Origin of the sequence: Rossellomorea orangium, assembly GCF_019334305.1 — a bacterium.
In the GTDB taxonomy this organism is placed as follows: Bacteria; Bacillota; Bacilli; order Bacillales; family Bacillaceae_B; genus Rossellomorea.
In genome coordinates, this window is the sequence record NZ_JAHWGH010000007.1 from 89,071 (window position 1) to 104,327 (window position 15,257).

The 15,257-nt window shown below is 41.2% G+C and carries 7 protein-coding genes; 3 read left to right on the top strand and 4 right to left on the bottom strand.

All coding sequences use genetic code 11. The annotated features are described in order from the left end of the window. Positions 1-39: 39 nt before the first annotated feature. The gene (locus tag KYJ26_RS03465; protein ID WP_219165952.1) at positions 40-1,089 is read right to left on the bottom strand and encodes a glycosyltransferase family 4 protein; all 1,050 of its coding nucleotides are present in this window, start codon (positions 1,087-1,089) and stop codon (positions 40-42) included. Positions 1,090-1,449: 360 nt separating this feature from the next. On the opposite strand from KYJ26_RS03465, the gene secA2 reads away from it, so the two are divergent. Beyond that, a complete protein-coding gene (secA2, locus tag KYJ26_RS03470) occupies positions 1,450-3,816 on the top strand; it encodes an accessory Sec system translocase SecA2 (protein ID WP_219165953.1) in 2,367 nt (788 codons plus the stop codon). 4 nt (positions 3,817-3,820) lie between these two features. Continuing rightward, positions 3,821-4,726 carry an accessory Sec system S-layer assembly protein gene (locus tag KYJ26_RS03475; RefSeq protein ID WP_219165954.1) on the top strand — a complete coding sequence of 302 codons (906 nt, stop codon included), beginning with the start codon at positions 3,821-3,823 and terminating at the stop codon, positions 4,724-4,726. A gap of 48 nt (positions 4,727-4,774) precedes the next feature. Here KYJ26_RS03475 and KYJ26_RS03480 read toward each other — a convergent pair whose 3' ends face one another. Further along, a complete protein-coding gene (locus KYJ26_RS03480) occupies positions 4,775-7,291 on the bottom strand; it encodes a phosphodiester glycosidase family protein (RefSeq protein ID WP_219165955.1) in 2,517 nt (838 codons plus the stop codon). Positions 7,292-7,870: 579 nt separating this feature from the next. On the opposite strand from KYJ26_RS03480, the gene KYJ26_RS03485 reads away from it, so the two are divergent. Next, positions 7,871-10,003: a 5'-nucleotidase C-terminal domain-containing protein gene (locus KYJ26_RS03485; RefSeq protein WP_257474871.1), complete on the top strand. Its 2,133-nt coding sequence runs from the start codon at positions 7,871-7,873 to the stop codon at positions 10,001-10,003. A 93-nt stretch (positions 10,004-10,096) separates the two neighbouring features. On the opposite strand, the gene KYJ26_RS03490 is transcribed toward KYJ26_RS03485, so the two are convergent. Further along, on the bottom strand, positions 10,097-10,717 hold the full coding sequence (locus tag KYJ26_RS03490) for an S-layer homology domain-containing protein (protein ID WP_219165956.1): 621 nt from the start codon (positions 10,715-10,717) through the stop codon (positions 10,097-10,099). Between the two features lie 204 nt (positions 10,718-10,921). Next, on the bottom strand, positions 10,922-15,238 hold the full coding sequence (locus KYJ26_RS03495; protein WP_219165957.1) for a S8 family serine peptidase: 4,317 nt from the start codon (positions 15,236-15,238) through the stop codon (positions 10,922-10,924). Positions 15,239-15,257 lie beyond the last annotated feature (19 nt).

The following is a 15,257-nucleotide window of genomic DNA, read 5'->3' on the forward strand; positions in this document are numbered from 1 at the left end:
TAAAAAAATCGGGTTCACATGATATGAACCCGATTTTTATTAACTGTTATTTCGTTTTGTTTTCATAAATTTCAACAGTGGCTGATGGTCGTTCCCAATGAGCCCGATACTTTCAACAAAGATCTGAATGGCAAACAGCAGAACGGCAATGAAAATCAGTGACCCCCAAACCGTGGATTGGGAGAAGATAAGTGCCGCAAGACCAAACAATGCTGCAATTGCATATATAATGAGTACTGTTTGTTTATGGGAGTATCCCATTCTTAATAAACAGTGGTGCAGATGAGACTTGTCTGGAGCTGATAAAGGCTGCTTGTTTACAAATCGTCTGATGATTGCATAGAACGTATCAGAGATTGGAACACCCAGGATAATAACCGGGATAATGAGTGATACAACTGTAATGTTCTTAAATCCAAGTAAAGCCAGAACAGAAATCATATACCCTAAGAACAGCGCCCCGGTATCACCCATGAAAATTTTTGCAGGATGAAAATTATAGAATAAAAATCCTAATGTACTGACAAGGAGAATAGAAGCCATTACAGCTACGAAAGTGTCTCCCATGATTACAGCCATACCGGCGATGGTGATGAGTGCGATAGAAGAAACTCCCGCAGCCAATCCATCCAAGCCGTCAATTAAGTTAATCGCGTTTGTTACCCCGACAATCCAGATGATTGTCAATGGAATGCTCATAAAACCGAATTCGATCTGACCGCCGAATGGCAAGTTGATAAATTCTACCTGAGCGCCGCCCCATACAACTACCAGCAGAGCTGCAACAATTTGACCCAGTAACTTATACTTCGCTGAAAGCTCAATCATATCATCAAGCATACCAGTCAGGACAATAATTGCGGCACCAGCTAAAATGGCCGTTGAATAAACATTCTGAGGTTGTAGGATAATAACCCCAATGACGAAACTTAGAAATATGGCTAATCCTCCAAGGCGAGGCATAATTTTTTGATGTACTTTTCGTTGATTTGGTCGATCAGTTGCTCCAATTTTAAACGCAAGCATTTTTACTAATGGTGTAAGAATAATCGAGGCAATGAAGCATATGAACAAGGTTAAGTAAACCATGTAGTACCTCCTTAATGATATCATATCCAAAAAAGGATCATTTCATATTGTTATTTATATCTAATTGAACCATCTCTTCGGATTCAGGCATTTTCATTATTCGGTAAAGCAAATCCAAAAATGATTATACCACTTAGTCTCCTTGTTTCATATACTAAATTTCTACGACTATATTAAAAGAGCCGAAAGTATGACGGTCTACCCTTGTTATACCCTTTTATAATAAGACGACAAACCTCACGTAAAAGTTGCATAATTTTGCTAATTTTTCAAGCTAGTAGTCTTTTTTTCTCAATTTTGATAAGATTAACTAATGATGGCGTACATATATATGGAACTGGTTAAGGAGAGAAAATATCAATGATAAAACTATTAAAAAAGGCAACAAATCAATCTGAGCGCCAATTAAAAAAATATCATAAACAAGTAGATAAAATAAATGCACTGGAAGAAACCTATGCAAGCTACTCTGACGAACAATTACGAAATATGACCCTATCTTTAAAAGAAGAACTTCACTCTGGTAAGTCTCTTGAAGATATTACAACAGATGCCTTCGCTGTTGTCCGCGAAGCCTCTAAACGGGTTCTTGGGATGAGACATTATGATGTCCAGTTAATCGGAGGGCTTGTTCTCGCTGAGGGTAATATATCTGAAATGGCTACCGGAGAAGGTAAAACACTTGTCGCTTCCCTCTCCTCTTATCTTCGTGCGCTTGAAGGTAAAGGTGTTCACGTGATTACCGTTAATGAGTACCTCGCCCAGCGGGATCGCGAGCAAATCGGTCGTATACATGAATTTCTTGGACTGACTGTTGGGTTGAATCTCCCAATGATGGATCCGGGTCTTAAGAAAGCAGCTTATAATGCGGATATTACATATGGAGTCGGAGTTGAATTCGGGTTTGATTTTTTACGGGACAACATGGCCCGTAAAAATGAAGACAAAGTCCAAAGACCTTTTCATTATGCGATTATCGATGAAATAGACAGTGTGCTGATTGATGAAGCCAAGACACCTTTAATCATTGCAGGGAAGATGTCAGCCAGTGCGGACCTTCACTATATTGCGGCAAAGTTGGCCAAACGGTTCGAGCGTGAAACCGATTACGATTTTGATGAAGAAACGAAATCCACCAGTCTAACCGAGATTGGTATCAGTAAGGTAGAAAAAGCGTTCGGGGTCGACAACCTCTATGAACTCGAACATCAAACCCTCTACCACTATGTGATTCAAGCTGTCCGTGCTCACGTCATGTTTGAACGGGATGTAGACTACATTGTACAAGAAGGAAAGATTCTACTGGTAGACATGTTTACCGGCCGTGTCATGGAGGGACGGACCTTAAGTGATGGTCTTCACCAGGCACTGGAAGCAAAAGAAGGATTGGAAATCACCGAAGAGAACAAGACACAGGCACAAATCACCATTCAAAACTATTACAGAATGTACCCTATGCTCTCAGGGATGACAGGAACGGCGAAAACGGAAGAAAAAGAATTCCGGGACGTTTATAATATGCAGGTTGTATCCATTCCAACCAATCGTCCCAAAATTAGAGTCGATATGCAGGATCGGGTATATCAAACGACTCAGCAGAAATACGATGCGATGCTCGACGAAGTAACAGAGCGTCACCGGACAGGTCAACCAATCCTGATCGGGACCACCTCCATCCTCCAATCCGAAAAAGTGGCGAAAGTATTGGATAAAGCCCGGCTTAAGTATGAATTATTAAATGCGAAAAGTGTGGAACAGGAAGTCCGCTTAATTTCAAATGCAGGTCAACGGGGGCAGATAACCATCGCCACCAATATGGCCGGACGCGGAACGGATATCATTCTTGGTGAAGGCGTGGCAAAGCTTGGCGGTCTTCATGTACTAGGGACCGAGAAACACGAAAGCCGTCGCATAGATAACCAATTGCGCGGCCGGTCCGGACGTCAGGGTGACCCTGGCTCCAGCCAATTTTTCATTTCATTAGAAGATGATATGTTCCGACGCTTCGCCAAGGATGACCTGGAAAAACTCAATAAGAAACTAAAGGTCAATTCGGATGGTCTAGTCGAGAATAAAGTGATACATGAGTTTGTTGAACGCACCCAACGCATTGTAGAGGGAGCCAACTACTCTATGCGTGAATATAATTTAAAGCTGGATGACGTGATCAACGAACAGCGAAGTGTATTATATGAATTAAGAGAAAAGGCTCTTGCAAGTGAGAACCTTCTACATTCATTAAGAGCTATGGTTGAGAGCACCTATCAAAACACGCTCGACAGAACATGTTCAGAAGAGCTTCTCCCTGAAGAATGGAGAATTGATACGTTGAGTGTCATAACCAACCAACTTTTCACAGAAAAAGTCATTTTACCAATGGAAATAGAAGACCGCAAAGAGATTGAAAAATTAGTTACACCTTGTCTTAATGATACATTGACGTTCATCGATCACTTCGAGGAAGATCAAAAGCTTTCCAATACTCTTTCCCAAGTCATGATCAGCTTCATAGATCATCATTGGATTAAGCATATCGAAAGCATGACACGTCTAAAAGAAGGAATCGGGTTAAGATCGTATCAACAAGAAGATCCAATGAGGATTTACGCAAGGGAAGGCTTGGAATTATTCACAGATATGTTCTACTCCCTGGAGAAGAATATTTCAACTGAATGTATGGGTCTTCTGAAAAACCTTACAACGGATAATCAACAGGAAAAGGAGTGAAAGCATGTTTCCATTTTTCAAAAAGAAATCGGCAGACCAAGTAAAGAAAACCGGCGTCGATAGCTCAGTTGCTTCAGGAGAACTGCTGAATGAGTCACAAGACCATTCCCTCACTGAAGAAGTCATGACAGAATTATCAATCCATCCTGATTGGAACCTCCCGAAAGAAAAGGAATACGTATTTCGTTTTCTAAATAACGACTTACAACCATTGAAACCAAATCAAATTTCTCTGGCTGGTGTGGAAATAGAAAAAGAAGGCGAAGCTCTTAACGTTACTGCTTTTGTACGCAATAGCCTTTCACAGGCAATCAGTTTAGAGAAGATTGAACTTCTTTTGTTCGATGCTGATAAAAACATTGTTGCCCGAAAAGAATTCGATCTTTCTCTATTAGGAAAAATTCCGGGAAGAAGCAGTCGACCTTGGATGTTTATCTTTGAGAAGGATGCTCTACTGGTAAGAGAAGTTCCTTCTGAAGGCTGGTCCCTTGCTTTTAATATCAGTTCTATGCAGCCTCATAGACTGGATTTAGATAAAACATGGGATGAACAATTGCCACAGATCGAAAAGGAAAAACTCGCCACACTTGTATCTAACCTGCCTGAATTGAAATCAAAGGAATTCAATATCATGGGCGTTCAAGCAAAGCTGACAGATAATGGGGATCTATCTACGACCGTTCTATTCAGAAATGGTAATCCAAAGTCCATTCAACTTCACCAGCTTCCCCTGGAAGTGCTTGATGCAGAGCAAGAAGTGATTGCTCAAGGAGCATTTAAGTTAAACGAACTTGAAGTACAAGCCAATACGTCTAAACCTTGGACGTTCATCTTCCAAAAAGAGTTGTTGAAGAAAGAAGATCCGGATCTATCAAAATGGCTGGTACGTCCAGTCCAAAATACTCATTAAAACAAAAGAAGAAGGTCCCGAGCCAACGGGACCTTCTTCTTTTGTTGATTATTTTATTTTAAACGGCGTGATGGAATCCTTGTCCATTAATAGGTTCTTTGTCGATTTTGCATAACGGGTTACGACTAACCGATACTCTTTACCTGAAATATAACCTGTATCAGGGGCCAGCACCTCAGCTGACTTTCCACTGTCGGACAACGTTACTTTCACAGGTACTCTCGTCCCCATTTGATCTTCAACATAGATGGTTTGATTATTGATCCATGACTTTGACATTGGAATATTGAACTTAACTGTCCACTTTTTATTCTTATCAACGACTTTAGGATTGTCAGACGAAGGGAACGCTATTTCCTTCTTGTCAGTATAGACCGCCTGCAACTTATCTAAATAGATGAAACCTGATCCTTTGTTGCTATCATCCGGCTCAGCAAGATACACTTGATTTAAAGTGATTGGATAGGCCATTTGATCGGAAACTTTTGCTTCAACATACTTCCAACCATACCAATTTAAATCTCCATAGCCGGTAAAATCTACTGTATGCTCCTTACCTGCAGCATCCTTTACTTTTCCTCGCAGCCAATGCCCTTCGCCATCTCCATATACCCACATACCGATATTGGTTGGCTTTCCGCTGATTTTTAGAGGATTCGTAAAGTTGATATATGAAGCAGCAACCCCGGATTGTGTATCAGGGAAGTTGTATCTCAGCTTCAATGAGGCACCGTTTTCCTTTGCCTGTAGGATTGTATCAGTCTTCAACTTTGAAGATGCACGAATATTTTCTGTAGAAAGATTCGTTAAATTGTTCAGGCTATGCAGTATTTCAGGTTCTGTTGATACTGTAACCGGTATCGCAACAGACTGACTTCCAAAAGTGGCGATTAATTTACCGGTACCTGCCTTGTCACCTGCAATGAACACACTGTTTTCAACCTTTCCAATACTCCCTTCTACTGTCCATTGAACTTTACTATCATCAAATATCAATGGTTGACCACTAGTTGAAACGGCATTAACATCTAATTTCTGACGATCTCCAGGGGTCAGTCGGATAGAATTTACGTTCACTGCGAGCTTCCCTACTTCATCCACTACAGTAACAGGCAATTTGGTTGAAGCATTTCCATAACGGACGACGACGTATCCTTTGCCTGCTTTCGTCCCGACAAACTTCCCATTTTCTATTTCACCAATATTCCCCTCTACGGAGAGTTCCATTTTACTTTCATCGAATAGCAATCGATTATAGTATTGGTCAAGAATATAATCAATTTTGAAATCTGCTGAAGCACCAAGACCAACTAATCCCTCTTGTACCTGATGGGCTTTCATGATGGTTGGGCTTCCTTGTGGAGCTGTGCTCACAGCTTGCAGAATAGCTGAAACGGATCGCTCAAATCCATCGGAAGGTGAGTTCGTTAATGAAGCAAGCTCATCTCCAACTTTCCTAGTAACCATTGTTGTAGATCCGCCACCATCCAGATTCAAAGCATAATTCGCTCCTAAACTGACTAGATAATTGGCGAATTCTTTCAAGTTCATACCAGTACTATATCCGGGTTGACGTCCATCCACCGTGACGAAGAATACTCGGTTCCCAGTTGAGTCCACTGCAACGGCTGTGTGAGGCGCTCTCTCTGTTACACGGGGACTGGTTGGATCGATGGATAACTTGGCTTGACCATTTTGAACCAGTAAAGGACCGCTTGCCAACATAAACTCTGAATCTTTCCATTTATCATCAACAGTAAGGGATAACGATACATCGTCCCCTATCTTTAAGTCTCTTATTTTATCAATATCTTCTCCATGAGCAGATAGAACAAAGCCATCTTTAGGAATCGTAGCACTTGTAGACTGACCATAAGGACGAATGCTTGATACCTTTCCAGTCACCTTTTCACCAAATTTCAAATCATAATCGACCGACTTGTCCACACCCGTTACAACCACTTCCAGGCCGAACGGGTTCATTCGTGTATGATCAAATTTATAGCTTTGGGTAAACAATATACTCTCATTCACTTCTCTGGAACGATTTAATCCAGATAAAGTGAAGTTCTGATTATGATGAGAAATCGTAATCCCCATATTGTAACGATCAATTTGGCCCTGCCCCTTGGCATTGATTCCAAATGCAGCAGGAGCGTACATGAAATCAGTATAGGAGCTTGAGACAGCACCCAGATTGACGATCTTATCATCTTTAGCCAGGAGGTACGCTGGTAAACGGCTATCCCAATGGAAGAATGATGCGTTGACTCCCCCAACTACCTTGTGGCTTTCATATGTATTCCGTTTCGCCATGTTTGAAACGGTCGATATCGAATTAATAGGATTAGGTAAGCCTACCTCCACCTTTGTAAAAGGGTCGGATAAATTCATCGTCAACGTATTTACCACATGCGTATTTCCGGAGATACTTACACTTTCCTTTTGATGATTCACCCCTGACGAAATTTGCTGGGCAAACACCGACTCCGGAACCATGAAACTACCAAATACAAACACAGTAACAACCAAACTCAACAACATTCTTCTTAACTTAGATGACAATGATAACGCTCCTTTTGTATTATGTTTCTACTAAAATATGGGTCACCTAATAAATTATAGCGAAATTTGTAAGATTTTAAAGGGGATTTAGGAAACTTATCCTTTCTTGTTATAAGATGGTCATAAAGTAACAAAAAAAGAGAAAAGCATCTCATCAAAATGAGATGCTTTTCTCTTCAACTCCGGCCTCAACCCGGCCCAACTCTCACACATATGTTAAAACAAAACAGGAATAAAACTTACATTTCCATTTTAACACATATAGTAATTCTTACAAGATGTAAATAAGTAATTTTTGGTTTTATTGGAATACATATGCACATTCCTGTTTATTTTCTCCTATTAAACTTGCATTTATCTCTACATTCTTTAAAACAATACGTTATAAATAACTATTAAGATAGCGTTTCCAATTTAATTGTATTAATATTTTGTAAAGAGTAAATTTTGTAATAAAATTGTCATAGGTTCTGTTATAATGAACAGGAGTTGATTCATTTCGACAAGACTATCGTTTGATTTGCAATAGTCTTGTCGAAATGGAAAACTTCTAATCTATCTATTAAGGGGAGAATTGAATTGTCAAACAAATCTTACCGTAAGCTTTTAGCTTCTGCTACTACGGCTACTCTGGTTGCCAGCGCGTTTATTCCGGCTGCTTCCGCGGATGAAAAGGAATTCACGGATGTGCCTGACCGTTATATGGATGCAGTGGACTTCCTCGTTTCAATGGGAGCCAATGGGATATCAGATACTCAATTCGGTACAAGTATGTCGATTAAACGTGTGGATGCCGCCATATTATTAGCTAATGTTCTTGAATTAGATACAGAAAATGCTCCAGAAGCCGGATTTACCGATGTGCCCGAACGGGGAATGGCTGCCGTAAATGCATTAAAAGAAGCAGGAATCACCAATGGTAAAACAGCTACTTCTTTCGGCTCTCAATTAAATATTACCCGCGGTGAATTAGCATTATGGCTTGAAAGAGGGTTCGGATTAGAAGGTACAACCGAGATCGCATTTACAGATGTGAAAGAAATGTATGCGCCTGCCGTTCAAATGATGGTCGCAAACGAAATTACTCAAGGGATTTCAGAAACACAGTTCGGAATTGACCATCCTGCTAAACGTGGGGATTATGCCATCTTCCTATATAAAGCGGCAATGGCAAAAGAAATGCAGGACAGCCTTTTCCCTCTTTCCGTTATGCATACAAATGATACTCATGGAAATCTGGATGATATCGCGAAGCGTGCTACTGCCATTAAGGACTATCGCGAGTATAATCCCGATGCACTGTTACTTGATGCTGGGGATGTATTCTCAGGGACCCTTTATTTCAACGAATTTCTGGGACAAGCAGACTTAGAGTTCATGAATTATCTTGGATATGATGCCATGACGTTCGGTAACCATGAATTTGATCTTGGAGCAAGCGAAGATGGACATAAGGCGTTAACAGAATTCATCAAGAATGCCAATTTCCCATTCGTAAGTTCCAATGTTGATTTCTCCAAAGATCCATTGTTCGAAGGCTTACAGTACTCAGCTATTTCTGACGAACCGGCCGACGCCCATATCTATGATGGAATCGTGAAAGAAGTAAACGGAGAAAAGGTAGGGATCTTCGGTCTTACTACTGAAGAAACTCCAGACATTTCAAGTACAGGTGCCGTTGAATTCTCTTCTTATATCGACAGAGCGAACGAGATGGTCAAAGCGTTTGAAGATCAGGGTATCAACAAAATCATTGCCATTACACATATCGGTTATGATGACAGCCTTCAATATGATAATGATCTAGAGTTAGCAAAACAAGTTGACGGGATCGATATCATCGTCGGCGGACACAGCCACTCTGAATTAACAGAGCCAACGATCAACGAAGACGGCGATGAGCCGACGGTTATCGTCCAAACAGGAGAATATGGAAAAGCTCTTGGAACATTAGACGTACTCTTCGACGAAGATGGAGCCATTGCGTATTATATGGGCGAATTGATTAATGTTTCGGATCAAGAAGAAGACCCTGAAGTTGCTGCCATGTTAAAGCCTTATTCCGATCAAATCGCAGACCTTAAAGAGCAATCGATTGGAGTGGAAGCTGTTTCGGTACTAGATGGTGAAAGAGCAGATGTCCGTACAAAAGAAACCAATCTTGGTAATTTGATTACAGACGGAATGTTGGCAAAAGCTAAAACGATAAACCCTGAAACTATGATCGCCCTCTCAAATGGTGGAGGTATCCGTTCTTCCATTGATGCAGGTGATATTACAATGGGTGAAGTATTAACGTTGATGCCGTTTGGGAATAGCCTTGGAATCATGAATCTTACAGGAGCTGAAATTAAAGCTGCCTTAGAGCACAGTGTCAGTGCGGCCCCGACTGCAAGTGGAGCGTTCCTTCATGTATCCGGTTTAAAATTCACGTACGACAGCAGTAAGCCGGCTGGAGAGAGAGTCCTATCTGTAGACGTGAACAATGGAACTGAATTCGTTCCATTAAGTGAATCCGATTCTTACTTTGTAGCAACGAACACGTTTACTGCAAAAGGTGGAGACGGTTATGATGTATTTGCAAATGCTTATGCAGATGGACGTGTGAGTGAACCTGGATATATTGATTATGAGATTTTCATTGATTATTTAAAATCGTTAGACAAAGTTGATCCTCAGGTAGAAGGGCGTATCGTAGACGCTGCGGAGTGATGACAGTGAAAAACCTCCGAGAAATTCGGAGGTTTTTTGTTATTAGTCTTATCTTTAAAATCATTAAGAGCAGCCAATTGGCTGCTCTTTTCACTAACTGACTTCTATTACTTCAGGAGTCACATTCCCTTCGGCTCTATAAATGAAAAGAGCGAATTCTCCACGCATGATTTCTTGTTGTGTTCCGAATTGTGTCTCTGTTTTCCCCTGTGTAATGCCGTTATATACCATTGCCTGAACAGCATCCAGATAGCGATCCCCTACATCTGTGAATGATAAGGTTGAACTCCCGCTGAGTGCGTATGCCCTGGAAAGAATGATGGCCATTTCACCACGGGTCAGGGTGTCTCCCGCTCCGAATTTCACGTCTGTTTTACCATTGATGATTCCTTGTTGTTTCAGGACATTTATTGATTCACGGGCTCTTTCAGGAACGTCTGTAAATCCTGATTCCGGCGCTGTGGAGCCATCTAAATCGAGAGCCCGCGCGATCATGATGGCTGCATCCCCACGTTTAATTTGAGCAATCACTCCAAAAGTCGTATCGGTTAACCCGTTTGTAATTTCTTGCTCCACTAAATAGTCAACCGCTTCCTTGTATCGATCCGATACATCTGTGAAAGAATTAGCAGCCGATGAAGAAACCGCAGATGTAACCAAGACAGCAGTTGCAGCAGTAGCGATAAACATACGATAAGATTTTGATAATTTCATAGAATAGTCCCTTCCTTTTATGTAATGAGCATCAATTTCTCTGAGTCATTCCATTTTCCACCTAAATATTTCAAAAACACTATCACGATTTTATCATATAATTTGGGAAGTTATAGGACATATTCCTTTATTACATATATTTTCCTTCAACTCTTATACTAGAAAAATGCTATGGGAAACTTGTCCCATAGCATTTCTTCTAGATTATTTAAATCGATCATCTTTCGTACGTGCTAAGAACACTGTAAATTGAGCACGTGTTGTAATATCACTTGGTTTGAACGTATTATTTGGGTAACCAATGGTAATTCCGTTCACTGAAAGGGTATTGATATACTCTTTCGCCCAATGATTATTGGATACGTCCTTGAAGGAATCTTTAGACTTCCCTTCTAGTTCATACCCTTCCACCAGAATCTTTGCCATTTGGGCACGGGTAAGGGTTTGATTAGGGTTAAACATCTTTTCCAGTGTACCCGTCATGATGCCTTCATCCGCAATCGTCGCGATGACATCGTATCCATAGCTGCCAGGTTTAACATCTTTAAGCTTCGGATCAGGACGATTCTTCGTACTCAGGTTCAAATCCCTGACGATCATCTGGGCAGCCTGTAAACGTGTGATGCTGTCGTCAATACCGAATTCACCGTTACTATAACCATTGATGACGCCCGTTACGTTTAAGTATTGGATCGCATCCTTTGCCCAGTAAGTCGAAGATACATCTTTAAACGATTTTGGTTGTTTGGAAGTCCGATAGATGGTGATGTTTTTCACTGTCTCATTACCAGCCATATCAACAAGCTTTAACTCGAAATGATTGGCACCATCTTTTAAGGATACCTCTTCCTTTAGAGACTTTTGGATAGCTTTCATTTCATAAGGTTCTCTGAATTCTTGATAATATTTTTCACTGCCGTCAATATAGAAACGGAGTTCTTTGAAGTTATCAGCTATGTTCAAATCAAGAGTGGCATTGGCTTTATTCGTATAGTATGGGGCTTTTACGTTCAATTTAGGCAGGGTTGAATCCACCATTACTTTACGTTTAAATGAAATTTGATTTCCTTTGGAATCGGTTCCTGAGAACGTAATGTCCTGAACGCCATCCGTCTTAAATTCAACGGTTGTACTGAACGCATATCGCTTATTTTCTGCATCCCACTTCAATGGTACTTTTTTATCATTCACAAGTAATTCTTTCACATCGGAATCATCGTTCACATATCCCTCAACCGTGACCGCTCTCTCCTTCGTTACACTAAGTGCCTCCGGCGTAAGAGCAGTAACAAATGGAATTGTATCGTCATCACCATTATTTGCAGCTGAGATTCCTACATTTCCAGCCCAGTCATATACCAAGACCTTTATAGTTGCGTCTTTATCTACATTCTCCAATTTGTATTCGCTCGTTCTTGATGAAAATGGTTTTTCAAGAATACTCTTTCCGTTGACAAGAATGTCAACATAGGAAACGCCAACCCCCTGGTCATCCGCATCCCATATCAGTCTTCCTGTTTCAGGATCATAAGACGACGTTACTGATGGTTTTTTCGTATCTACATAGACTTTCATCTTCTTCGTTTGCCACTCAGCGTCAGGGTAATCTACGATGCTTTTCACTTCATAGTAGTACCATCCGTCTTCTACGACTTTCCCTTTATACTTCCCGTCCCATTTCGCTTCGCTAAACGGGGTGAAGTCTTCTGCTGAGCCGCCATCATAATAATGTTTGGAAATTTCTTTTTCTGTTCTTAACTTTAATAGTGAAGTTCCTTTACTATCCAGAATGGAGAAGGAAACATTCTTTGCATTACGCAGGAACGATAAAGCAGGGAATACAACATCCTGTACCCCGTCTCCATTCGGAGAGAAGGCTACTTTGTTTTCGTATGCTTCTTCTTCAACCGGATTTGTTCCTAGATAGAGGTTATCTGCTCCTTTAACCGGGCTGACTAAACCTGTTTTCCCGTAGAAAGACTTTTCATCATAGATGGTGTTATCAAGAATCGGTGCCTGGTCCCAGTCCCCTTTGAATCCTACATAAGGAACTGAAAGCTCCGGATTGGTATCTTGTGGGTCTTTAAAGGAAATGAACCCTTCCACAAAGTATCCATTTTCAAATAATGTATCTAATGAAGCGTTGTTAAACCAATCAATGGTATTACTTACATCGACCGTTACATCGACATTGACTGATCCACCGGCAGGAACCGTAACAGTATACCCTTTATCCGTTTCCATTCCTTTTGATGAAGAAAACGAGACCGGGAATTCTCCTAAGAATGGCTCTTCTTCACTAATTGTATCTTTCTTAAAGATCCCTTGAGTTTCAAGTGTGTTATACCCTTCAGCAACAAGGTCCGTCTGTACGGTTCCGTCCGCTACATATTCCACATCTTTTTTGCTTACGTTCTTAAGGTTTAACGTAAAAGTAGTCTTATCCCCGATTTCTTTAAGGGCTACTTTACCTAAACCAGATTTACTTTCCGTAATGACAACCGGTGTACTCATCGCTGCATGAAGATCCATCAGTCCTGATCCTTCTCTTCTCGGTGAGTATGGAAGGCCCGTCTGATAGTGGTCATTGTACGTTCCTTTATCCATCTGCGGTTTTGACGTATTCATAAGAATATTCTTCGTCATCTCCACGCGTTTAGAACCTGAGAGTTTAAAATCTTTGTCCACTCTCTGCATAACAAGGGCTGATCCACCGGCAACATGTGGTGCCGCCATGGACGTACCGCTCATCAATCCATATTGATTATCTTGCAGGGTAGAAAGGATATTTCCACCTGGAGCCGTAATTTCAGGTTTGAAGTCAAGGTTAGGTGTCACTCCCCATGATGTGAAAGTCGACATCTTTCCAGCTTCAGGGTTCAATGATTTCACTTTCTCGCCCTTAAAGGCGATTTCTACCTTTTTCCCTTCATCCAATAATCCTTTTATCTCATCTCCATATTGCTTTAAGACAAAAAGCTGTGGAATTTCGATGGAATTGTCTGTTGCCATACTGACAAACCCGCCAGTATTATTGTAGATGATAACAGCAATGGCTCCTTTTTCCTGAGCATTCAATGTTTTCGCTACAAAGGAACTTTCTCCCCGTTGAATAAGGGCCACTTTTCCTTCAAGATTCAATCCCGTAAAATCATTTGCATTCGGATTCACTTCTGAATCTCCCGGCATGCGTCCGAGACCGGCATCCACTAATTCATAAGGTTGCTCCCCCAGAGTGGATGGATCTACGCTACTTGCGGATAAGAATGCAACTGCGTCACGTTCTTCTCCGTCGACCGTTACGTTAAAGCCTCCAAGATCCAAATACTGATTCTCAAATGATGCCACTTGCAAAGAATCAGCAGATAATCCAGGTGAGCCAACAACGCCAATGTCAGGATTTTCAGCGAATGGGCTATCGTGACCTTCGCCAAATTGAGCTGAGTTTCCTGCAGAAATGGACATCAACACACCATTTTCCACTGCTCTCGCAATCGCTTTTTGTTCAGGGTCATCCGGCAGTACGAATGCCGCCGTCGAACCAAGACTCATATTGATAACATCAGCGCCTAGGATGATGGCATCATCGATTGCCTTAATATAAATATCACTATAGGTGGATGGCATTTCCGGGTCATTTCCGAAAACCTTCAGTCCAAGGAGTTGAGCTTCAGGGGCCACACCCATGATGCCACCTTTTTCCTCATCACCGTTTGCTCCAACAGTTCCCGCCACGTGCATTCCGTGCATACTCGCACCAGGTCCTAAATCCAGTACCTGATCATTTTCATCGGCGTAATTGTATGCGTAGGGAACTTTTTCCGTGAAATATTTACCCGGCAGACCTTTCTCTTTCTTAAGTTTGTCTACCATTGCAGAAGAAATTTCAGGTTTGGTTTCATCACTGAGAACCATGTCCTTATGAGCCGGGTCAATACCTGTATCTATGACCGCAACCGTCATCCCCTGTCCTTTATAACCGTAGTCCTGCCACGTTTGCTGTGCCTTCACAAGCTCTTTACTGTAAATCATGTCAGGCTGCTCAGAAGGTCGCTTATACTCGTGTGAGATATGTACCTTTCCAACGTTAGCCAAATTCTCAATCTTTTCTAAAGACTTATAGTCGACTTCACCACTGAATCCGTTCACGATTGTTGTAAAGCTTTCCTGATAAGACATGTCAATAGAAGCTTTCTTTATGTCATGTTTCACTTTCTCCTGTGCGTTCAATGCTTCTACTTTCAGCTTTTCTTTCACAGAATCTGAAAGATCGCTGTACGACTTGCCAATGCTTTGAGCTGAGAAAATCGCCGGCTTATCTTTCAGCTCAACAATTACTCTCACCTTTTCATCCGGATCATACTCCACTTCGCTCTGATCACTAAATGATTTAACGAGTGTCTTCTTATTAGTCTTCTTATCTAGTAGATTCTTATTAATGGCTGCACTCGTTCCCATTGAGAAACTGGAAAAAGCCATCAAGAAAATAACTAGATAGATGAACAATTTGTTCAACTTCATGCTTCATAACCCCCTTATA